Origin of the sequence: Rhodococcus sp. USK13 (assembly GCF_018343855.1) — a bacterium.
Classification (GTDB): domain Bacteria; phylum Actinomycetota; class Actinomycetes; order Mycobacteriales; family Mycobacteriaceae; genus Rhodococcus_F; species Rhodococcus_F oxybenzonivorans.
In genome coordinates this window covers 3,297,339-3,318,532 of sequence record NZ_CP069242.1, presented here as the reverse complement: position 1 = coordinate 3,318,532, position 21,194 = coordinate 3,297,339, and the positions used below count along the sequence as shown (strand labels likewise).

19 protein-coding genes are annotated in these 21,194 nt (G+C 64.8%); 7 read left to right on the top strand and 12 right to left on the bottom strand.

All coding sequences use genetic code 11. The annotated features are described in order from the left end of the window. Positions 1-12: 12 nt before the first annotated feature. The 8 genes from JQT59_RS17575 to JQT59_RS17540 all read right to left on the bottom strand — a co-directional run bounded on the left by JQT59_RS17575 (position 13) and on the right by JQT59_RS17540 (position 8,429). A complete protein-coding gene (locus JQT59_RS17575) occupies positions 13-1,101 on the bottom strand; it encodes an MCE family protein (RefSeq protein WP_249354512.1) in 1,089 nt (362 codons plus the stop codon). Beyond that, the gene (locus tag JQT59_RS17570) at positions 1,098-2,138 is read right to left on the bottom strand and encodes an MCE family protein (RefSeq protein WP_213577159.1); all 1,041 of its coding nucleotides are present in this window, start codon (positions 2,136-2,138) and stop codon (positions 1,098-1,100) included. Before JQT59_RS17570 ends, JQT59_RS17575 begins: the two co-directional genes overlap by 4 nt. Then, complete coding sequence (locus JQT59_RS17565; RefSeq protein WP_213577158.1) at positions 2,135-3,151, bottom strand: MCE family protein; 1,017 nt, start codon at positions 3,149-3,151, stop codon at positions 2,135-2,137. Before JQT59_RS17565 ends, JQT59_RS17570 begins: the two co-directional genes overlap by 4 nt. Next, complete coding sequence (locus JQT59_RS17560) at positions 3,148-4,200, bottom strand: MCE family protein (protein ID WP_213577157.1); 1,053 nt, start codon at positions 4,198-4,200, stop codon at positions 3,148-3,150. The genes JQT59_RS17565 and JQT59_RS17560 overlap by 4 nt, the downstream gene beginning before the upstream one ends. Then, positions 4,200-5,060, bottom strand: coding sequence for an MlaE family ABC transporter permease (locus JQT59_RS17555; RefSeq protein WP_213577828.1), 861 nt, complete (start codon positions 5,058-5,060; stop codon positions 4,200-4,202). The genes JQT59_RS17560 and JQT59_RS17555 overlap by 1 nt, the downstream gene beginning before the upstream one ends. A 2-nt stretch (positions 5,061-5,062) precedes the next feature. Then, complete coding sequence (locus JQT59_RS17550; RefSeq protein WP_213577156.1) at positions 5,063-5,872, bottom strand: MlaE family ABC transporter permease; 810 nt, start codon at positions 5,870-5,872, stop codon at positions 5,063-5,065. A 12-nt stretch (positions 5,873-5,884) separates the two neighbouring features. Further along, positions 5,885-7,474, bottom strand: a complete 1,590-nt coding sequence (gene fadD5, locus JQT59_RS17545) for a fatty-acid--CoA ligase FadD5 (RefSeq protein WP_213577155.1) — start codon at positions 7,472-7,474, stop codon at positions 5,885-5,887. 163 nt (positions 7,475-7,637) lie between these two features. Further along, on the bottom strand, positions 7,638-8,429 hold the full coding sequence (locus JQT59_RS17540; RefSeq protein WP_213577154.1) for an enoyl-CoA hydratase: 792 nt from the start codon (positions 8,427-8,429) through the stop codon (positions 7,638-7,640). A gap of 374 nt (positions 8,430-8,803) precedes the next feature. Here JQT59_RS17540 and JQT59_RS17535 point away from each other — a divergent pair, with 374 nt between their 5' ends. Then, positions 8,804-10,042, top strand: coding sequence for a TetR/AcrR family transcriptional regulator (locus tag JQT59_RS17535; RefSeq protein WP_213577153.1), 1,239 nt, complete (start codon positions 8,804-8,806; stop codon positions 10,040-10,042). Here the strand turns inward: JQT59_RS17535 and JQT59_RS17530 are convergent. After that, positions 9,992-10,963: an oxygenase MpaB family protein gene (locus JQT59_RS17530; RefSeq protein ID WP_213577826.1), complete on the bottom strand. Its 972-nt coding sequence runs from the start codon at positions 10,961-10,963 to the stop codon at positions 9,992-9,994. The genes JQT59_RS17535 and JQT59_RS17530 overlap by 51 nt on opposite strands. A gap of 26 nt (positions 10,964-10,989) precedes the next feature. After that, positions 10,990-12,522 carry an aldehyde dehydrogenase family protein gene (locus JQT59_RS17525; RefSeq protein ID WP_213577152.1) on the bottom strand — a complete coding sequence of 511 codons (1,533 nt, stop codon included), beginning with the start codon at positions 12,520-12,522 and terminating at the stop codon, positions 10,990-10,992. Positions 12,523-12,671: 149 nt separating this feature from the next. On the opposite strand from JQT59_RS17525, the gene JQT59_RS17520 reads away from it, so the two are divergent. Together JQT59_RS17520 and JQT59_RS17515 are read left to right on the top strand one after the other, a co-directional pair. Further along, positions 12,672-13,844: an acyl-CoA dehydrogenase family protein gene (locus tag JQT59_RS17520; RefSeq protein WP_213577151.1), complete on the top strand. Its 1,173-nt coding sequence runs from the start codon at positions 12,672-12,674 to the stop codon at positions 13,842-13,844. Between the two features lie 46 nt (positions 13,845-13,890). Further along, positions 13,891-14,580: a GntR family transcriptional regulator gene (locus JQT59_RS17515; RefSeq protein WP_213577150.1), complete on the top strand. Its 690-nt coding sequence runs from the start codon at positions 13,891-13,893 to the stop codon at positions 14,578-14,580. Positions 14,581-14,616: 36 nt separating this feature from the next. Here JQT59_RS17515 and JQT59_RS17510 read toward each other — a convergent pair whose 3' ends face one another. Beyond that, the gene (locus JQT59_RS17510) at positions 14,617-15,558 is read right to left on the bottom strand and encodes an esterase/lipase family protein (RefSeq protein ID WP_213577149.1); all 942 of its coding nucleotides are present in this window, start codon (positions 15,556-15,558) and stop codon (positions 14,617-14,619) included. Between the two features lie 229 nt (positions 15,559-15,787). On the opposite strand from JQT59_RS17510, the gene JQT59_RS17505 reads away from it, so the two are divergent. Genes JQT59_RS17505 through JQT59_RS17490 form a run of 4 tightly spaced genes read left to right on the top strand, consistent with a single transcriptional unit; the run spans position 15,788 to position 20,161 of the window. After that, positions 15,788-16,207 (top strand): chorismate mutase family protein, encoded by a 420-nt coding sequence (locus tag JQT59_RS17505; protein ID WP_213577824.1) that lies wholly within the window; start codon positions 15,788-15,790, stop codon positions 16,205-16,207. After that, the gene (gene pabB, locus JQT59_RS17500) at positions 16,204-18,276 is read left to right on the top strand and encodes an aminodeoxychorismate synthase component I (RefSeq protein WP_213577148.1); all 2,073 of its coding nucleotides are present in this window, start codon (positions 16,204-16,206) and stop codon (positions 18,274-18,276) included. The genes JQT59_RS17505 and pabB overlap by 4 nt, the downstream gene beginning before the upstream one ends. Then, positions 18,273-19,205 carry a prephenate dehydrogenase gene (locus JQT59_RS17495; protein WP_213577147.1) on the top strand — a complete coding sequence of 311 codons (933 nt, stop codon included), beginning with the start codon at positions 18,273-18,275 and terminating at the stop codon, positions 19,203-19,205. The genes pabB and JQT59_RS17495 overlap by 4 nt, the downstream gene beginning before the upstream one ends. Further along, positions 19,202-20,161, top strand: a complete 960-nt coding sequence (locus tag JQT59_RS17490) for an AurF N-oxygenase family protein (RefSeq protein ID WP_213577146.1) — start codon at positions 19,202-19,204, stop codon at positions 20,159-20,161. The genes JQT59_RS17495 and JQT59_RS17490 overlap by 4 nt, the downstream gene beginning before the upstream one ends. A gap of 4 nt (positions 20,162-20,165) precedes the next feature. Here JQT59_RS17490 and JQT59_RS17485 read toward each other — a convergent pair whose 3' ends face one another. After that, complete coding sequence (locus JQT59_RS17485) at positions 20,166-21,050, bottom strand: glycosyltransferase family 2 protein (protein ID WP_213577145.1); 885 nt, start codon at positions 21,048-21,050, stop codon at positions 20,166-20,168. Positions 21,051-21,194 lie beyond the last annotated feature (144 nt).

Sequence of the window (21,194 nt, the reverse complement as noted above, 5' to 3'; positions counted from 1 at the left end):
TGCTCCGGATCGTCATCGTCCTCCGACCATGAGTTCACGTAGCCCGAACGGATCGGACATGCTGGGAGGGAATTGAATCGGGTTGGTGATTCCTGGTCCGCGGCAGAGGACCGGATCGACCACCTGACACAGAGGCGACGTCGGCTCGGCCTGCGCAAGATTGGTCGAGATGTTCAATCGGATGCGGGCACGCTGGTCGGGGGTGACCGCACGCTGAATATTGTCGACGAGCAAGGGCAGCAGATCCATGATCTCGGCGAGGTCGGTGTCGTGCTGTCGAAGAACTCCACTCATTCCGGCGAGGTTGTCGATACTGGCACTCAGGTCGCCGCCACGAGCGGCAACGAGCTGATCGATGTGGTCCAGCAGAGTCGTGAGCTGGACTATCGTGGAGCCGATCTCGAACTGCTGTCCGGCGAACTCGTCGCCGACGACAGTCAGCGACTGTGCCAGCGAGTCGACCTGAGCCTGCCGCGCCGAGATCGTCGTGACGAGCACCTCCACATTATCGATGAGGGCGCCGAGATCCTCGCTGTTGCCGGCGACGACCGAACTCGCCTGGGACAGCGTGCGGATGGCATCGTTCATCGCCTGGCCCGTACCGTGAGTGGATGCCGCGGTGGCCGAGAGTGCCGCTCCCACGTTGCCGCCTTCCGGACCGAGCACCTCGACCACAGTCTCGACACTGTCCATCAGTTGGTCCCAGGTAATCGGCGAGTGACTGCGCTCGAGCGGGATGGTGTCGCCACTGCCCAGTACCGGTCCGCCGGTGTAGGCCGGTCCGAGTTCGACGAAGCGTTCACCGATCGCGGACGACACCAGCACATACGAGTGCGCATCTGCAGGAAGGCTGACATCGGCGGCGACCGACATGGTGATCAGGACCGTCGCACCCCTCGGTTCCACCGCCTCGACGGTGCCCACCGGAACTCCCAGCACGGTGACCTTGGTTCCGGGAAAGACCCCGTTCACGTAGGCGAACTCCGAATGCACTGTGGTTGAGGACGACCGGAAGATCACCAGCCAACCGGCAACTGCGATCGCCACCACGAGCCCGACCGTCAGAGCGATCCTCACAACCCTGCGCGCCGCGGTCTTCACGAACACCCCGTCAGCAGTCCGACGACGCACAGAAGGTTGTCCGCGATGAAGGCGGAGGGTGCGGAGACGTCGGCCCAATCGCCGGTTCCGGTCGAGTTGACCAGGGCGCGTGCGGCCGGTGCACCCTGCGTGAGGAGGGCGTCGATATTGCCCAGGTTCGCGTTGAGGCGGTCCGTCACCTGACGCGCGTTCGCAAGCAGAAGGTCGAGATCGTGTGTGTTCTCGCCGAGGAACTGCGACGCCTGAGCTACCAGGGACTCCAGATCTTCGACCATCTGACGTATCGCTTCCCGTCGCGTCGCAAGCGTCTTCATGACGACCTCGGCATTTCCCAGCAGCGTCGACAACTGGTCCTGCTGACTTACCAGCACATCCGTCACAGTTCGGGAACTGTCGAGCAATTGCGTGATCTGGTCCGCATTCTTGGCCAGGATCGCGGACGCTGCGCTGATCCCTGCCAGCGCATCCCGGTTGAGGGTGGCATCCGTGGGCATCGTGTCCGTGACCGTCGCAACCATTTTCTGCAGTCCCTCGACGTCCAGTTCGCTCGCTGCTTCGATCGCGCCGGACCCGATGTCGTCGAGGGAGTAAGGCACGCTGGTGCGGCTCAGCGGGATCACTCCGTTCGACGGCGTCTCACCCGGCCCGGAAGGCGCGACATCGAGATATCTCTTACCGAGGATGGTCGACAGTTTCACTCCCGCCGAAGTCGTGGAGCCGAGGCGTCGTTCACCGTCGAGCCGGAAATGTACGAGGACGCGATCGCCGGCAAGATCGACCTCCGTGACCCGGCCGGCAGGAACTCCGGCGACGTAGACATAGTCCGAGGTGGTCAGGCCCGCCGCGTTGGCGAGTTCCGCGGTGTACGCGTCGGTCCGAACGGTAAAGCTCAGCCGAGGTACGACGAGGACGACTGCCAGAACCAGTGTGGCGGCCGTGATTCCCACGGCCCCCACGGCAAGGGGACTGACCGGTCGCACACGTTCCTTGCCGGACAGGGAGTCCCAGACGTCCCGAATCTTGTCCACGAACGTCATTGGCAATACCTCGAATGCAGGTCTGGACCCAATGCGCCTTCCTGACCGTCGACATTGACGATGAAGGTGCACAAGTAGATGTTGAGCCACGATCCGTACTCGCCGGCGCGGTTGACGGAGGCGAAGAAGCTCGGAGTCGCCGTCATCAGGTGGTCGAACTCGGCGTTCGCGCCGAGCATCGCACCCGTAAGCGAATTCATCCGGTCTACCGTTCGGGTGAGTTCGGGAACTCGGCCGTCGAGGATGTCGATCATCGAGGCGCTGACGGCAGCCGTGTTGTCGAGGGTGTCGATCAACACGTCGTTGTTCTCGGCGAGCATCCCGGTGAACGCGGTGAGGCTTTCCACCAAGTGCGAGAGTTCTGGTCCCCTGGCGGCCGCGGTGGTGGCAACGGCCTCGAGATTGCCGATGAGCTCACCGATGACCTGATCGTGATTCGCCAGATTTTCGGTCACCGCGGTGACCCTTCGCAGCAGGGTGTCGACACTGGTTCTCCCGCCGTCGAATACGGCGACGACCTCGGAGGCGAGTTCGTTGACCTGGGTGGGGTCGATCGCCTCGAACAGGGGCTTGAAACCATTGAACAGACTCGTCAGGTCCAGGGCAGGCGAAGTGCGGTCGAGCGGGATCGTCTCCCCCTCCTCGAGGGTGCCTTTCCCGATTTCGCCTGCACTCAGGTCGAGGTACCGGACACCCAGCAAGTCGCCGTATCGAATGGCGACGGTGGTGTCCGCGGGCAACTTCTGATCGCGCTCCACCCGGAAACCGACCAGGGCGGAGGCGGTTCCGGCATCACCGTCCACGATCTGCACCGAATCGACCTTTCCTACTCGCACGCCGGCGATGGTGACGTCGCTGCCAGGCGTGACGCCCTGGGCGTCGGTGAACATCGCCTTGAATCCGACAGTCGGGCCGGGGACGGGGACTCGCAGGGTGTTGACCACGAGAACTGCGGCGAACACCGCGACGACCAGGAAGATCGCCAATTTGAACGCCGATCCGCGGACGTTCATCGACCACGTCCTTCACCGCAGTTGGGCCCGCTGAGGCCGGGATAACGAGGGCAGTCCGCAGCGGTGTACGGCCGCGGATTCGACAGGTCGGCAGCGACCCGCACCGCAAACTTGCCGGTCGCGAAAACCGATGCCCCTGCCTCGCCGAACGGACCGAGCTCGTCGAGTGTTGCCCGCAGCATGTCGGACTTACTCGCCATCGTGCCGAGGGTGGGTGAAAGATTCAGTGCCACAGCGATCATCGAATCTGCGTTCTCCTCCACGACAGCCCCCGAGTTCCTGGAGACGACGAGACTGGCGGCGAGAAACCCGGTGAAGCTGTCGGCGTTCTCCACCAGGGTGTGCGACAGGGACGTCGCCGCCTCCATCGTGGCCAGTAGATCCGGGGACGCCGCACCCAGCTGCTCACTGAGACGGGCGATCTGCGGGGCGCGCTGCGCCACCGAATCGACGAGCGGCGCTGTCGCCTGCGCGACCTCGTGGAGGCTGTCGAGAGTGTGACCCAGCTGCTCGCCTCGGCCGCGCAGCGCGTCCGCGACCGCACTGAGGGCCGCCTGCATCTGTTCCGGCTCCACCTCGGACAACAGCTGGTAGACGCGCGAGTACAGGTCGTACATCTGCACCGTTTCGGTAGAGGTGTCGGGTTCGAGGTGCGCTCCCTCGGCGAGCCTCGCTCCGGCTGCGGCGCCGGTGGGTACGAGGTCCACGATCTGGTCGCCGAACAGGGTGCGGGGCACGATCCGAACGCGAACGCTCGCCGGGATGTGGTGGATCTGCTGGGGATCGAGGCTGATCTCCAGCCCCGACTTCTCGATGCCAGGATCGACACTGGCCACGGTGCCCACCGCGGCGCCGCGGTACGACACCGTCGAATGCGACTTCACGGCCCCCGCCTCTGCCGGCAGGGTCGCGTGCACCACGGGATCGGTCACGATCGACTCGGTGCCGAAGCCGACGAGGAGAATCGATCCGGTGGCGAGGACGACGACGCCGAGTAGTCCGCGAACGGCGAGGGCGATCGTACCTGGGCCGCCCGGGCGGCCCCGCATCACGGCAGCCCCAGCGCGGGAGCGGACGGCACGAGACCCCAGAGTGCAAGAGTCAACAGCAGGTCCACGATTCCGATGGCGAGGATGCTGGTGCGCAACGCGCGCCCGGCGGCCCGGCCGACGCCCTCGGGACCTCCGAATGCGTGATACCCGTACGAGCAGTGCACCAGCGCGATGATGGTGGCGAAGACGATGGCCTTGACGAACGAATACAGGATGTCGGTGGGAGTGAGCATGAGATGGAAGTAGTAGTCGTAGGTACCAGCGGACTGTCCGGCGAAGGTGACGATCACCAGCCGCGACGCCAGGTACGACGACAGGAGCCCCACGATGTAGAGCGGCACGACACAGATCAGGCAGGACACGAGCCGGGTGCTCGCCAGAAACGGCAGCGAGCGGATCGCCATCGCGTCGAGCGCGCTGATCTCCTCCGAGATCCGCATCGATCCCAGCTGCGCGGTGAACCCGGTCCCGACCTTGGCCGCGAGCGCTATCGACGCAATCACCGGCGCCAGCTCACGCGTGTTCAGAATCGCGGACAGGAGCCCGGACAACGACCCCATTCCCAGTAGATCGAGCCCGCGCAAACCCTCGATGCCCACCTGAGTGGCCGCAACAGCGGACATGGCGAACACGACTCCGATCGCGCCTCCGCCGGCGAGTACGGTGGCGCCACCGAAGCTGATGTCACCGACCTGGCGCATGATGTGCCGCCAGTACTTCACCACTGCGAGGGGTATTCCTGCGATTGCGCTTCCGTAGAAAGTGAATTCCCGGCCCAGCCCCGTCAGCAGATTCAGGGGTTGACGAGCCTTCGACTTCACACAGTGCGCCGCGGACCATCTGGCATCGACCACCACCATCAGTAACCACCCACTGGGACGACGAGAACGGAATAAAGCTGACTGAGAACGGTATTCACGATGAAGACCAAGATGAAAGCGAGGACCACTGCCTCGTTGACGGCATCGGCAACACCACTGGGACCGCCCTTGGTGTGCAGGCCCTTGAAGCTGGCGATCAGCGCTGAGGTGACGGCGAAGGCTGCGGACTTGACGAGCGCGACGACGAAATCCGAGAGCCGGGTGTACTGGGACAGTGCGGTGAGGAAGCTGCCGGCCGAGGTGTCCTGGACGACGACCTGAAAGAAGAAGCAGGCCGACACACCGATCGCCGTGACCATCGCGCACAGCGCGACCCCGACGACGACCGATGCGAGAACCCTGGGGACGACCAGCCTTTCGATCACGTTGAGCCCGATGACTTCCATGGCTTCGACCTCTTCCCGGATCGTGCGCGACCCCAGGTCGGCGCAGATCGCGGAACCCCCGACACCGGCCAGCATCAACGCGCATACCAGTGCAGACGCCTGCCCGACGATCACGAAGCCGACGACCGCCCCGGTATATCCCTCGGCACCGAGCTGACCGGCGAGACTGCCGATCGTCACAGCGATCAGAACCCCGATCGGGATCATGAGAAGCAGTGCAGGCGCCGAGGTGACCGACGCGAGCCGCCACGCCTGGTCGAGAAATTCTCGCCATGCCAGCTTGCGCCTGACGAGCACTTGCACTGCGGCAACCACAGTCGCAATCGAGAAACCGATGAGCGCACCGACCTCATGGGCGAACTGGCTCAACGGCCCCTTCGTGGGTGGCAGTTCGAATGTCATCTCGGCACGGGTTCAGACCACGACGCTGTTCGCGCCGTGCATTTTTCGAAGTTCGCCCTTGACGACCTTGCCGCTGGCATTGCGCGGCAACGCCTCGACGACGACGACGTCTTTCGGATGCTTGTAGCGGGCCAGTTTGTCGTCGAGCCATGCCGTGAGCTCGTCGGCCGAGAGGTCGTCACCGTCGTCGGCGAGCGCCACGATGGCGACGGGCACTTCGGTCCACTTCGGATCGGGGCGGCCGACGACGGCTGCCTCGCGGATCCTCGGGTGCGCGAACAGTACGTTCTCCACCTCGGCGCAGTAGATGTTCTCGCCACCCGAGATGATCATGTCTTTCTTGCGGTCCACGACGTAGACGAAGCCTTCCTCGTCCTGTCGCACGAGGTCACCGGAGTGGAACCAGCCGCCGGCGAAAGCCTCGGCTGTGGCGGTCGGGTTCTGCCAGTACTCCTGCATCATGGTCGGTCCGCGGTAGACGATTTCGCCGACGGTGCCCGGCTCGACGTCGTTCATCTCGTCGTCCACGATGCGGGTGTGGATCGTCGGGATCGGCTTGCCCACGGAACCGAGTTTGCGGATCGCGTCGTCGCCGTCGAGCACGCACGTGATCGGTGACATTTCGGTCTGCCCGAACACCGCGACGATCAGGGCGTGCGGGAAAGTGTCCGCCATGGAACGGAGGACCGTATCCGACGCCGGGGCTGCACCCCAGCTGATGACTCGCAGCGCGAGATCGCGGCCCTCGACGGTGGGGTCGGCACACACTGCCTGCCACTGAACCGGTACCAGGAAAACGGAGGTGACCCGTTCCTGTTCCCACACGTCCAGCATCTCGGTGGGATGAAAGGCCTTGAGGGGATGGATCACTGTGGTCCCCCCGAGCATCAGCATGGGGGCGACGGAACCGAGCGCGGCGACGTGGAATACCGGTGACGCAAGGAACCCGATGTCGTCACCCCGGTCGTAGCGCATGGCGCGGATGCAGGTGATGGCCTGCCCGCCCATGTTCGAGTGGGACAGCACCGCCCCTTTGGGGGTTCCGGTGGTTCCGGAGGTGTACAGAATGAGAGAGGCGGTGTCCTCCGGAAGGTCGACAGGGTGGTACGCAGGCCCGCCTTCGACGAGTAGCTCCTCGTAACCGAGCACGTCGCCCTCGGTCACCGCGCCCATGTTCACGACCAGGCTCAGCTCCGGAACTTCCTGGCGTACGGCCGCGACCAGCGGCGCGAGCGCCGGCTCGGTGAACACGGCACGTGCACCGGAATCGCGTGCGATGAACGCGACCTCAGGGGGTGTGAGCCGAAAGTTCACCGGCACGGCGATGGCGCCGAGCGCGTTGATCGCGAGCACCGCTTCGAAGAACTCGGTCCGGTTGAGGGTCAGGAGGAGGACGCGATCGCCGAACGCGACTCCACGGCGGGACAGTGCCCCGGCAAGCGCCTCGGAGCGGTCGTGGAGTTGACGCCAGGAGGTGTTCTGCCCGAGGAAGCGAAACGCGGCATGGTCCGGCTTCATCTCGGCATGGGTCGCTACCCAATTGTTCCAGTGGTTGCGACGGGATTGCAGTGGCTGGGTGAGCAGCTCGCTACGAGATGGCATTGTGTTCGTGGTCCCTTCGCTGCACTCGTCTCTTCCAGCGCGCTTCGACGGACCTGCGCGATGGCTGTGACGAGTATTACAGATCATGACTGTGATCGGAACGGTTTTGTTAACCGGAATTCGCATGCTGAACGGATGCGGACGCCTCGAACGACCGGTGGAATCACCCCAGGAAGCGAGCCGCTCGCTTGCCGAGCATCGCGGTCACTCCCTCGACGAAATCCTGCCCCTGCAGCAGTTCGGTCTGCCCGTCCTTCTCCCGCTCGAGGGCACCTTCGAGCGCTGTCAGCGTCGATGCCGTAAGCGCCCTCTTGGTCAGTTCGACGGCACGCCGCGGACCATGAGCCAGCTTCGCCGCGACGGCGTCGACGTGAGCCGCCAGTTCACCGGCCGGCAAGACTCCCGCGATCAACCCTTCGCGCTCGGCCTCCGGCGCCCCCAGGCGTTCACCGAGCAACGCCATCCGGGTGGCCCTCGCGCGGCCGATCGACGCAGCGATGAGCGCACTGGAACCGCCGTCGGGCATCAGCCCGATGTTGACGAACGCAAGGAGCAGGTACGCATCCTCGCAGGCGTAAGTGAGGTCGGCTGCCAGCGCGATCGAGGCGCCGACCCCTACTGCGGCACCGCTCACCTGCGCTATGACAGGCACCGGCAGGTCGACGATGGCTCGTACCACCCTGTTCGCCGCCTCCATCACCACCTCGGGTGGCGCCTCCCTCCCTCCCGCCGCCGCGGCGGCCGCGAGGTCGGCGCCCGTGCTGAAAGCCTTTCCCGCTCCGGAAATGACGACGACCCGGACGGAGCGGTCGGTGGCCGCGCCGGTGAGGATCGCGCCGAGAGCTGTCATGTGCGCCAGGTCCAGCGCATTCATCCGGTCGGGGCGATCGATGGTGATCCGGAGGATCCCGCCGTCGCTGACGACGCGGAGGCCGTCGACCGCGGGGGCGGTCACGACGCTGCCCCGACGCGCATACCCGTCACGTCCGAAAGTCGTCGAGTGATCAATGCTTCGGCTTCCGTGAATATCGTTCTCAGCATCTCAGTGCACCTCTTCATAGGTGCCGCCCCGCGGCGGCCCGGTTATCGACGATGGAGAGCGCGCGCGGCCTCGAACCGGCTGAACGCGCATGCGAATACGAGTTAACTTATTCGCCAACTCGCACCGGTGTCAATGCTGGGCAAGCACTATCCGCACGTGCACACAGGGCTTTCGGCATGTTGGCGCGAGCCGCGCCCCGGAACTGCCCCCAGAGTCGATCGATACGCACGGGAGTGCCGGTTAAGATGACGTACCGATAAACTGGCAGCACAGGCCGACTACCGGAGGTGACCGTGGCCCGGACCAAGACGGCGGCCGGCGCCGCCACCGAAAGGCCCGTTCGGCGTCGGCCGAAAGACCGCAAGGCGCAGATCGCCACCGTCGCGGCGGAAGCGTTCAGCGAGCGCGGCTACCACGCCGTCGGCGTCGACGACATCGCAGCCACCATCGGAATCTCAGGTCCCGCCCTCTACCGGCACTATCCCAACAAGTACGCCCTGTTCGTTCATGCAGCCACCACGACCGCCGATGCACTGCGCACCGCCGCCGACGATGCACTCGCAGGCCTCGACGAGGCGGCCGCCGGGGAGCGACTCGACCGGCTGATCTCCGCGCTGGTCACCAACACGATCGAACACCGCAAACTGGGGGGCCTCTACCGGTGGGAGGGCAGGTACCTCCAGGCCGACGACCGCACTCGCATCCGGAACGTCTTCGTCCACGTAACCCAATGCGTGGCGGCGCCGCTGCAAGAGCTGCGGCCGGAACTGTTGGCCGTCGATGCCACGACTCAGGGTGCCGCGACGCTCAGCGTGATGGCCAGTATCAGCGCACACCGCACCGCCCTGGCCACTCGTCGCCTCCACGCGCTTCTGACGAGCGCGTGTGAGTCGATTCTCCGCACAACCCTTCCGCCTGCGGTACCGACCGGTGACGTGCCGGCACGAGTCGAGGGCGCGGGTGGGCTGACCATGACGTCCAAGCGCGAGTTGCTGATCAACGAGGCCGTGCACATTTTCGACCGGAACGGCTATCACGACTCGAGTATCGAGGAAATCGGCGCGGCCGCCGGGATCAATGCCTCCAGTGTGTACCGGCACTTCCCCAGCAAGGCAGATCTTTTGGCGGCGGTTTTCTATCGTGCGGCGGATCGGCTCGCAGTGGCGACGTCGGCTGCCCTGTCCGCCGCTACCGACCCTCGCGAGGCGTTGTGCACCCTGGCGGAGTCGTATCTGGAATTGGCCTTCCGCAATCCGGCAGTGCTGTCCGTCTACTTCGCCGAAATCGGGAATCTGCCCGAGAACGAACGACGAAATCTCCGCAACGTGCAGCGTCTCCACGTCGAGGAGTGGGTACATCTCGTCACCGCGGTGCGGTCGGAGCTTTCGGCAGCCGAGGCGCGGTTCCTCGTACATGCCGCGCTCGGACTGGTACTCGACATCGGCCGGCTCATCCACTTCGATACCGCCGAGGAGTCACGCGCCCGGCTCCACGCTCTGATGGTGGCCGTCCTCCTCGGACAATGACGGACCAAGGGCGCCGCGGTGGTTGTCCTTGTCTGCGCCGAGGTCCCGCGGCCGGTAGCCCACCGGATAACCCGGATAACTGCGATTGTGCGGGTCCCGGGCGGCCTTCGAGCTGGCGCGCGGCGGCAGGAAGCGTACGAACTTGCCCCGCAATCGGAGCACACGCCGGGCGGTGTGCTGCAACCACACCGGTGCAGCGTCGAATCCGAACGCCGACAGCATCATCGGGTCGAGCAGAGCATTCACTCCCTGTGCGACGAAGGGCCGCAACGGCCTAGGGAACCACGAGCAGAACAAATCTCGTGTGTAGGTTCCGACGCGGTGGTTGTCCTCCGTGTACCGGAAATGTTTCCGTTCGTAGTCGGCTTTGAACCGGTAGAAGTCCTCGTAGCTCGTGGGAATATCCTTGATACCCATTCGAACCCCGACGCCGCGGTAGAAGTGGAAACACGCGAGGCGCTCGTGCGGAGTGAGCCGCCGCCACCCGAAGCGGTCGATCCAATCGATCGGCTCGTAGATGAACGTGGTGAGCACGTACAGCATGTCGTCATTGTCGATGTCGTACTTGCCGTGCATGCGGTTGACCACACGCAGGGATTCGATCCCCCGCTCGGAGTCGTACCCGTGTTCGACCAGTTCGGCCATCAGGAGGGCCGTGTCGTCGTAGCGCTTCTGTGGCCGCTTCTCGAATTCACCGGTGCGCTGGAGCAATTCGGAGACGGTCGGGACGCAGTAGGTCCGGAACAACGCGAACTCGAGGGACCGCTGGTAGTCCCAGGGAAACTCGAAACCTGCCGTGATGCGGTGAATCTCCTGGTGATCACGCACCGGATCGAGTTGTTCGATTCGGTGTACCCAGCCATACCTGCCGCGGGGAGCGGCGCCTGGGGACCTGTCGGCACTGTCGTTCTTCATCAGCATGGGATTGTCGCCCTTTCCCGCCGCACTCAACGCCCGTGACGGTTCTTCAGCATCCAGGCGGAAACAAGCATGTCGCGCTTCTTTCGCTCCATCGTCAGCAGATTCAACGGTGCCGCGAACCGCTGCCGGGCGATCGACTTGACCCTGCAGAACTCCCGCAGCCCGTCCGCGCCGTGGATGCGACCGAAACCCGAGTCGCCGACGCCACCGAAGGGCAACGCAGCGACACCGGCGAAGCCGAGTACCGAACCGATCGTGACGACACCGGCCCGCAAGGCTTCGGCCACGCGCATCGCCTTTCCGGCGTCCTTCGTGAATACGGAAGCACCGAGGCCGAATGCGGTGCCGTTCGCTCTCGTCACCGCCTCGTCGAGACTCGTGACCTTGTTCACCACGACTGTCGGCCCGAAGGTCTCCTCACAGATCGCTGTGCTGTTCTCCGGAACGTTGGTCAGGACGATCGGGCCCACGTAGCCGTCCTTGATGGAGTCGAGCCCGCCGACCACGGCGGAGCCACCCTTGTCCAACGCATCCTGTACGTGACGGCGCACGACGTCGGACTGGCTGGTCATCGTCATCGGCCCGTAGGACGCATCCTTCGGACCAGGGTGCAAAGCCTTCGCCTTGTCGGTGACCAATCGGACGAAATCGTCGTAGACCGAGTCGACCACGTAGATTCGTTCCACTCCGGCGCACGTCTGCCCGGCGTTGCCCATGGCACCGAAGACGGCGAAGCCGGCTGCTTCCTCGAGATCTGCGTCCGAGTCGACGAGCATGGCGTCCTTGCCGCCTGCCTCCACGACGAGCGGAGTCAGCGTTTCCGCACACGCGGCCATCACCCGCTTGCCCGTCGCGGCAGAACCTGTGAAGGCGATCTTGTCCACGCCGGCTGCGACGAGCGCCGATCCGGTAGATCCATCACCCGTGACGACCTGGAGGACAGGCTGATTCGGGACGAGGGCCGCCCACTTCTCGGCGATCCATACCGCCACCCCGGGGGTCAGCTCGCTGGGCTTGAACACTACGGCGTTGCCCGCCGCCATAGCGTAGGAGACGGAGCCCATCGGGGTGTACACCGGATAGTTCCACGGACCGATGACGCCGACCACGCCCATCGGCTCGTATCCGACGCTGCTCGCCTGATTCGCACTGACCAGCCCGGAAGCCACCTTGCGGCGGCGCAAAACTTTGCCGGCGTTCTTGGCCGCCCAGTCGAGGTGCTCGATCGCGAGCATGACCTCGAGGAGTGCGTCGTCGTACGGCTTTCCCGTTTCGTCCGCAACGAGCCGGGCGAGTTCCTCTCCGTCCCGCGCCATCGACTTCTTCCAGTCGAGCAGCCACTTCTTGCGGCCGTCGAAATCGAGCCCCTTCCACCACTGAGCCGCGCTGCGGGCTCGCTCGACCGCGTCACGCACGTCACGCTCGCCGTGGATGGGGTACTCGGCCAGTACTTCGCCGGTGCGCGGGTCCAGGGACGAGAACGTTCCTGGTGACGGTTCCGCGGAAGGCAACGGCGTGGTGCCTGCACTCGTGTCGGTCGTTTCGGCCTGCTGTGGCATGGCACTTCCTCCTGGGAATCACATCAAATATATGTGATGTAATGTAGTGAACATCACAGTATGCGGCAGACCGCATTCCGGCAAGCCCCGCACAAACCCCTGCGCAGGGCCGGCCGTCCGCCGCCTCACCCACGAGGAGCCCTTCGCGCATGAGCGTCGAATTCACCAGTGAACAGAAAGACTTCGCCGCGGCGATCGCCGATTTCTGCAGGCGCGAGACCGGCACCCGCGAACTGCGGGACAAGCTGACGAACCACGGTGAGCACAACCACAACCAAGACGTCTACGAGAAGATGGCCAAGCTCGGCTGGCTCGGAATCACGGTTCCGGAGGAATACGGCGGCTCGGGCGCCGGCCTCGTCGACATGTGCATCCTTCTGGAAGAGGCCGCCAAGGGAATGGCCCCGATCGGTGGCATCGGGCCGACGTGGATCACCGGTGGCGCGTACGCCAAGTTCGGTACCGAGGCCCAGAAGGACGTCGTCCTGCGCGGCATCGTGGCCGGCCGCTCGCAGTCGATCTCGATGTCCGAACCGGAGGCCGGGTCGGACGTCGGAAATCTCAGCACCCGCGCGGAGAAGACCGCCGACGGCTGGGTGATCAACGGGCAGAAGACATGGTGTTCCAACGCGCACTTTGCCGACAACATCCTGCTCGTGGCTCGCACGGGGCAACCGGTCAAGCGCAGCGCGGGAAGTTCTGCCGGGGAGGGAAAGCACGAAGGGCTGACGATGTTCCACGTGCCCGCCGGGACGGAAGGGCTGACGATCAGAGGCATCGGCACCATGGGCGGCAAGGAGGTGAACGACCTCTACTTCACCGATTGCGCGCTTCCCGCGGATGCCGTGGTCGGCGAGGTCGGCAACGGCTGGCGGCAGTTGATGACCGGCTTGAACTTCGAACGCCTGATCCTCGCGGCCATGATGCTCGGTACGGCGCAGCGGGCGTTCAACGACACCCTCGAGTTCATCACCCAGCGTAAGCAGTTCGGGAGGCCGGTCGGAACGTTCCAGGTACTACGTCACCGCATCGCCGATCTCGCCACCGAGATCGAGTGCTGCAAGCTTCTCGTCTACAGCGTCGCCAAGGAGGCCGACGCCCACCCGGACAAGATGCTGGCCCGCGAAGCGTCGATGGCCAAGTTGAAGGTCACCGAGACTGCCAAGAAGGTGGCGCTCGAAGGCATGCAGATGATGGGCGGTTACGGCTACGCCACCGAGTTCGACATGGAGAAGCACGTTCGCTCGGCCCTCGTCTCCAGCATCTACGGCGGCACCAACGAAATTCAGCGCGACATTATCGGTAAGACCTACGGCTTGTAAGCACCGCTCGCGGTTTATGCTGGTTGCCGCATCTAAGGAGTTACCCATGACGTTGCCCTCCGTGTCACGAAGCTCAGCGGCCCTGCGCCGTCGACCGCAGCTGTCCGACGACGTCGCCGTGCACGTGCGGAACCTGATCATGTCCGGGGGCGTTCGTCCGGGTGACTTCATCCGTCTGGACGACACTGCCGCGGAGTTGGGAGTCAGCGTCACGCCGGTACGCGAAGCCCTCCTGACTCTGCGCGGTGAAGGGCTCGTCGAACTCGTCCCCCACCGCGGCTACGTGGTCGCCCCACTCAGTCGCGAAGACATCAACGACCTCTTCTGGCTCCAGAGTCAGATAGGCGAGGAACTCGCGGTGCGGGCCACCCGGGCAGCTACCCCCGAGGCCATCGAGGAATTGACCGACATCAACGACAAGCTCGAGCGGGCGGTGGAGGACAACGACGCCGCCCGCATCGAGGATCTCGAGTTCAAGTTCCACCGGGTCATCAACCACCTGGCGAACGCGAACAAGCTGTCGTGGTTCCTTCTCAGCGCCACTCGCTACACGCCGGCGCACTTCTACTCCTCAGACCCCGACTGGGGCGAGTCGGCGGTCGCGAGTCATCGCCGTCTGATCGCGGCGATGGCGGAGAAGAAGGCCGACGTGGTGGGGGCCGAGAACAAGGCACACTTCATGGACGGTGCCCAGCGATTGGTCGCCCACCTCGACGAGATCGGCATCTGGGACTGAGTCCGTCCCGACCAGGTGCCGCCCTCAGGGCACGTTTCAGCCCGCCTCACACGGGGCCGGGTTCCGGTCGGCGTACGTGGGGTCGAGAGCCCGCTGAATGATGTAGAGCGCGCGCGGATCGGTCGTCAGCTCGTTGTGCTCGGCAGCGTTCGACTCACACCCGTCCTGAAGCCACACGTTGTGCACGGTCGCACCCGGTCCGGCGGTGAGGAACGTGTTCTCCGGCGGAGTCGAGACCGTGTCCCGGCGACTCGCGACCACTGTGTACTCGATACCCGGGTCCGTGTCGCCCGCGGCATTGAGGACCTGGAGGAACGGCGAACCGACCATCTGCTGGATGTACGAGGGCCCGACGGCCACGCCGGCGAGCGTCGTCACGGGCACACCCAGGGCCTGGGCGACGGCACCGAGCATCTGCACGTCCCCGAAACTGGTGCCGTGATTGGTAGCACCCAGCGTGACGAGCGAATGCACCTTGTTCAGGGCGGGATTGTTGCGATCGGCGCCACCTTCGAAACGGAGGTACTGCCGGGAGAGCGTGCCACCGAGCGAGTGCCCGACGATGTCGACCTGAGGGGCACCCGTCGTGGAACGGACCCGATCGACGAATACCGCGAGTTGCCGAGCCGACTCGGCGATGTCGGCACCGCCGAACATGCGCAGCAAATTGCCTTCGGTGAGACCCGCGACCTGCCCGTAGTTGAGGGCGAAGACGCAGTACCCCTCGGCCGCGAGAGCCGGCGCGAGGTCCTTCCAGGTGGCCGCCATGCTGACCCACGTGCCGTGCACGAGCACGACCGGGCGGGGGTGCTCGGGCGAGGGCTTGCAGTTCCAGTCGTTCGCCCCGGGCAGCACCGCAGGATCTGCGACGGGCTCGGGCTCAGTCGCCGCAGGGTCCGCCGCTGCAGGTGCCGCACCGAGCATAAAGATGCCCGCGAGCACTAACATGAGGGCCTGGGTGGCCGACGAAATACGCATATGCCTCATATCCTGGATAGGCCGAAAATAGACTTCTGGTTACGTTACCCAAAAGTCCATCAAAGTCTCAATCCGTGATTGAGACTATGGGGGTGATCACCACCGGTTCGCATCCGCAACCCGACATTTCGCCGTCTCGGCAGTCCGGGAGGCGCGGAGAAACGAACCACCACTGACACACGATAGTCGGGATGAGAAAGCTACTGCCGATCGAGTGACTGGGGCGACTATGTATTTCTCCGTAGAAGAGGGGAAGAGCGATGATTCCGGAAAGGCCCCTGACGCCTCGGCGCACCAGGCACTCGAGGATCTGCGCGCCGAACTCGACGCCGTCGACGCCACGCTGCTCGACGCCGTAGGCCGGCGACTCGAAGTGTGCCGACGTATCGGTGAACTCAAGCGACGCTCCGACATCGCGATGATGCAACCGCACCGGATCGGCCTGGTGCACGAACGCGCTCGCCGCTACGCGGACAGCCACTCCCTGTCCCCCGCCTTCTTCGACGCGCTCTACGACCTGCTGATCGCCGAGACGTGCAGGCTCGAGGAGTTGGTCATCAACGGCGAGACGGGCGCGAGCGGTCCCGGTGACAGTGGCCACAACGGCCACCACCGCCCCCATCCCTCGACGAATGTCGAATCGTCATGAGTACGCGGACGCTGCTCGTCGACAACTACGACTCCTTCACCTACAACCTCTTCACCTTGCTCGCGGAGGTGAACGGCGAGCCCCCGACCGTCGTGCACAACGACGTCGAATGGGACTCCGTGCCGTGGTCCGAGTTCGACAACATCGTCATCTCCCCCGGCCCAGGACGCCCCGAACGCCCCCGTGATTTCGGCATCAGCGCCCGGGTCATCGCCGAGACCGGACTGCCCGTCTTAGGGGTGTGCCTTGGTCACCAGGGACTGTGCCAGTTGTTCGGCGGACAGGTCGTCCTGGCGCCGGAGCCGATGCACGGACGCGTATCGCTCGTCGAACACCACGGCAGCGAACTCTTCGAGGGCATCCCGTCGCCGTTCCCCACGGTGCGTTACCACTCGTTGATCGCACGGGATCTGCCCGACGACCTCGAGGCGACGGCCTGGACTACCGACGGTCTCCTGATGGGCGTGCGTCACCGGAGCCGGCCCCTGTGGGGCGTCCAGTTCCACCCCGAGTCGATCAGTACGGCGTTCGGACACGAACTGCTCGCAAACTTCCGCGACCTCACCCCGACGCACTCGGGTACACCGACTCCCGGGTCGATGCTGAAGATCCCCGTCCCGCACGCGCCGTACGTCATCTCGCAGGTCCGCATCGACCACGAGGTCGACCCGCGCACCACCTTCGAGGATCTGTTCGCCACGGGGCCGAACGCATTCTGGCTCGACGGCACGTCGGCATCGGAACCGACTTCTCGCTTCACCATCATGGGCAACTGCTCCGGGCCCCGCGCCGAGTACATCACCTACGACGTCGGTGAATCGATCGTGCGGATCATGCGCGAGGGGCTACCCGTGGAACAGGTCCACGCCCCGTTCTTCGACTACCTGGAACGCCAACTGGCGGCCAGGTCGGTTCCCGGACTCCCCGGAGTGCCGTTCGGGCTGGGCTACGTCGGCTATCTGGGCTACGAACTGAAGGCCCAGACGGGTGGCGCCGCCGCCCACCGATCGCCCACCCCCGACGCTGCACTCGTGTTCGCCGACCGAGCCGTGGTCATCGATCATTCCAACGAACGCACGTATGCGCTGTGTCTCAGTGATCACCAGGACGATCCCGAGATGCGCCGTTGGCTCGACGAGATGGAGGCGGCGCTACGGCGGCTCGCGGAGCCTGACCACCCGGCGTCGGCAGTGCCTCCTATCAGGAAACCCGAATCGACGGAGCTGGCACTGCGTCACGACCACGACCGGTATCTCGAGCACATCGCGTCCTCGCTCGCCGAGATTCGGACGGGCGAGTCGTACGAGGTGTGCCTGACCAACATGGCGACCGTCGATCAGACGATCGATCCACTGCACACCTTCGAGCTGCTTCGCACCATCAGCCCCACTCCGTACAGTGCGTACCTCCAGTTCGCGGGCCTGTCCGTTCTCAGCGCGTCGCCCGAACGCTTCCTTCGGATCGGCCCGGACCGCGTGGTGGAGTCCAAACCGATCAAGGGAACGCGTCCGCGTGGGGCGACCCCGGCCAAGGATGCGGCCCTGCGTCAGGACCTGCTCGACAGCGAGAAGGACCGCGCCGAGAACCTGATGATCGTGGATCTCACGCGCAACGATCTGGCGAGGGTGTGTGTGCCGGGGTCGGTGCACGTTCCCAAGCTCTTCGACGTGGAAACGTATGCAGCGGTCCACCAGCTGGTGTCCACGGTGCGTGGGACGCTCAGTGCCGACGCCTCGGTCGTCCAGTGCGTCCGCGCCGCCTTCCCCGGCGGTTCCATGACGGGCGCGCCGAAGATCCGGACGATGGAGATCATCGACCGGCTCGAGTCGGGACCGCGCGGTGTCTACTCGGGAGCGATCGGCTACTTCTCGCTGACCGGCACCGCCGACCTGTCGATCGTCATTCGCACGATCGTCGCTACCGACAGCGAAGTGACCTTCGGGATCGGCGGCGCCATCACGGCACTGTCCGATCCGGAGGAAGAATTCGACGAGGCCATGGTCAAGGCCGCCACCATGGTGCGGGCATTATCCGTCACCGCGGACACCCCGAACGAAATAGGACCATGACCATTCCGGCGACATCATCCCGGACCGTCGCACTGATCGGCGGCCGCGGTGATGTCGGCCGAATGCTGACCGGTCGGCTCCGCGGCGACGGCATGCGCGTCCGGACCGTTGACATCGACGTTCCGGATGTGGCCGACGCCGACTCCGTGCAGGGCGACATCACTGATCCGTCACCCGAAGTGCGCGCACTGGTGCAGTCGGCTGACGCGGTGGTGCTGGCGGTACCGGAAACCGTGGCGTTGAACGCACTGGCGTTCCTGTCCGAGTCGCTGGCCGAGCATGCCCTGCTGGTCGACACCCTGTCGGTGAAGTGCCGATTCGATGCCGCTCTGCGGGCGAACCCGCTGCCCAACAGTGCCCTCGGAATCAACCCGATGTTCGCCCCCGCATTGTCGCCGCAGGGCAGGCCGATCGCGGCGGTGATGTATCAGGACCGCGGTGACCTCGGCTGGTTCCTGACGTCGCTGTCCGGGTGGGGTGCGTCGGTCGTCCATCTGGACGCCGAGCGCCATGATCGGCTGACCGCGCTCACCCAGGCACTCACCCACGCCGGTGTGCTCGCATTCGGACTGGCGCTGGGCGAACTGGGGGCCGACGGCGCCGAGCTGACGGCGATGGCAACCCCACCGCACTTGATGTCCCTCGCCCTTCTCGCACGGGTGGGGGGTGGGGTACCCGAGGTGTACCGGGACATTCAGGTCGGCAATCCGTTCGCCGCGCAGGCCCGACGCGCGCTCACCGACGCGATGCGCGCTGTCGACCACACCGTCGAGAACGGCACCGACCAGGACTTCGCCGACCTCATGTCCCGGTCGATCTCGACACTCGGTGACCGGCGCGAGCCCCTCGCCCGCCTGTGCGCCGAACTCTTCGCCGACCTCCAGCACACCGCGCCCCGGTTCTGGGACGGGAACGGAGAATCCTCATGACGATCGACAACGCCCACGCCCTGCCGGAGCACGACCCGAACGACCCGGTCGAAAGCGCCGTGGTTGCCCGGCTCGCACGCAATTGGGGGCAGCGGGCGACAGTGAAGAAGCCGGAACCTGATCTCGACGCCCTGTTCGACCTCGACAAGCGGGACTACCCCGACGAACTGCTGCCTTTCGCCGACCACGACAGTTTCCGCCACGCACCTGAGGATCAGCAGAACAGACTCCGCGCGTGGGGCTGGATCGCGTTCAACAAGAACGTGATGGACATCGAGCAGTACGTCGTGAATCCGGGCTTCGATCTCGTCGCCCACGACGCCCTCGACACCGGTATCGGCGACACGTTCGCGGTAGCGGTACACGAGGCCATGGTCGACGAGCAGTACCACACGCTGATGCATCTGAATGCGAGCGCGGTGACGCGCAGGCGCCGCGGCTGGGCCATGCCGAACAACGCCTTGCCGGACGTGCTGACACTGCGCCGCCAGCGTGCCGCCACCGCTGACGCCGCCGACCCCCGGAAGCGGGCGATCACCACCTTCGCCTTCATGACGGTCGCCGAGATCTCCATCAGCTCCTACCTGGACCTCATCTCCGAGAACGAGGCGATCCAGCCGGTCAACCGGGCCACGGTGCGACTACACAATCGCGACGAGTACTGCCACGCCTCCATCGCCGACGAGATCGCGGGTGTCGTCTACGACACGCTGGGGCCCGACGACCGGCGGCACCTCCTGGACGGGCTCGTCGATGCGATGACCGCCTTCAGCAGCAACGACTACTCGACGTGGCGCACCATCGTCGAGGTCATCGACCTCCACAACGGCCAGACGATGATCGACGACGCCGAACACGACACAGGGCGTTCTGCTCTGGTGCAGGACTTCGGCGGTATTCACAAACTGTGCAAGCACCTTGGCGTCGCGGGCGAGATGTCGTTCGACTGGGCATAGCACCTCATACGTGCGCGCGAGGCTGCGGTCGCCGTTCGGCGCCGGCGAAAAGGCGGCCCAGCGAGAACGACTCCCGCTCGGGATCCCACGCACGGAACGGCACCCACATGAGGAGATAGAACGGCATCGCGGTCGCGGCGACAGCGAACGTCCCGAGAGCCGCCGACAGGCGCTTGCCGTGCAGCGTCAGCGTGCGAGGACCGCGCAGCACGTAACGCCAGTAACTGCCCACCGGAGACAGATACCGACGACCGGAGATGCTCGCTTCCATCCCCGGCACCATCGCACAGGACAATCCCTCGCTCTGCAGGGTCAACGACAGATCCGTGTCTTCGTGGACGTCCTCGCCGTCGTGTAACGCGGACTTGATCTCCTCCCACGCCGTCTTGAGAATCGCCATGTTCGAACCGAAAAGTCCGGGCGCGGCGATCGACTCACCCCGTTCGAGTTTCGCCTCATTCTTCGCATTCATCTTTCGCTGCAAGGACGCGAACAGCCCCTGAAACGGAAGGTCATAGCAGGTGCAGGTACCGGTCGCCGCGGCATATCTGTCGCTGTGCCGGGAAAAGAACGATTTGATATTCGCGGCCCAATCCTCATTAATTTTCGTGTCGACATCAATTCTCGCTACGATATCTCCCGTCGCGGAATTCATTCCCGTGCTACGCGCGGGCGCACAGCCCTGTGCCACTTCCTTGACGAGCCGCACCTTGGGTTCCCGGTGCTGCGCAGCAGCAACTATCGCTGCCGTCGCGTCGGTCGAGTTGTTGTCGACCACGATGACCTCGTCGATGTGATCGATCTGCTCGAATATCCTGTCCAGACACTCCTGGATTGCCGCTTCCTCGTTGTACGCCGGGATAACCACGGAGAGAGTTGAAATCGACATGCCTCAGTAATAGCAAAGGTTCCGAATATCCGCGCACCGAGGCCATTAATTGGACAATTGTTCAGAATACTCTCGGTCTGTCGCGAAGACGCTCGCCACCTGAAGTTATCGAGTAATTCACCCGGCACGGTACCGACGGCGGGT

Coding starts and splice junctions, on each gene's coding strand:
- JQT59_RS17570 (WP_213577159.1), bottom strand. CDS start 2,138: ATGACGTTCGTGGACAAGATTCGGGACGTCTGGGACTCCCTGTCCGGC.
- fadD5 (WP_213577155.1), bottom strand. CDS start 7,474: ATGCCATCTCGTAGCGAGCTGCTCACCCAGCCACTGCAATCCCGTCGC.
- JQT59_RS17530 (WP_213577826.1), bottom strand. CDS start 10,963: ATGCTGATGAAGAACGACAGTGCCGACAGGTCCCCAGGCGCCGCTCCC.
- JQT59_RS17515 (WP_213577150.1), top strand. CDS start 13,891: ATGACGTTGCCCTCCGTGTCACGAAGCTCAGCGGCCCTGCGCCGTCGA.
- JQT59_RS17485 (WP_213577145.1), bottom strand. CDS start 21,050: ATGTCGATTTCAACTCTCTCCGTGGTTATCCCGGCGTACAACGAGGAA.
- JQT59_RS17490 (WP_213577146.1), top strand. CDS start 19,202: ATGACGATCGACAACGCCCACGCCCTGCCGGAGCACGACCCGAACGAC.
- JQT59_RS17510 (WP_213577149.1), bottom strand. CDS start 15,558: ATGCGTATTTCGTCGGCCACCCAGGCCCTCATGTTAGTGCTCGCGGGC.
- pabB (WP_213577148.1), top strand. CDS start 16,204: ATGAGTACGCGGACGCTGCTCGTCGACAACTACGACTCCTTCACCTAC.
- JQT59_RS17505 (WP_213577824.1), top strand. CDS start 15,788: ATGTATTTCTCCGTAGAAGAGGGGAAGAGCGATGATTCCGGAAAGGCC.
- JQT59_RS17565 (WP_213577158.1), bottom strand. CDS start 3,151: ATGAACGTCCGCGGATCGGCGTTCAAATTGGCGATCTTCCTGGTCGTC.
- JQT59_RS17560 (WP_213577157.1), bottom strand. CDS start 4,200: ATGCGGGGCCGCCCGGGCGGCCCAGGTACGATCGCCCTCGCCGTTCGC.
- JQT59_RS17495 (WP_213577147.1), top strand. CDS start 18,273: ATGACCATTCCGGCGACATCATCCCGGACCGTCGCACTGATCGGCGGC.
- JQT59_RS17550 (WP_213577156.1), bottom strand. CDS start 5,872: ATGACATTCGAACTGCCACCCACGAAGGGGCCGTTGAGCCAGTTCGCC.
- JQT59_RS17520 (WP_213577151.1), top strand. CDS start 12,672: ATGAGCGTCGAATTCACCAGTGAACAGAAAGACTTCGCCGCGGCGATC.
- JQT59_RS17525 (WP_213577152.1), bottom strand. CDS start 12,522: ATGCCACAGCAGGCCGAAACGACCGACACGAGTGCAGGCACCACGCCG.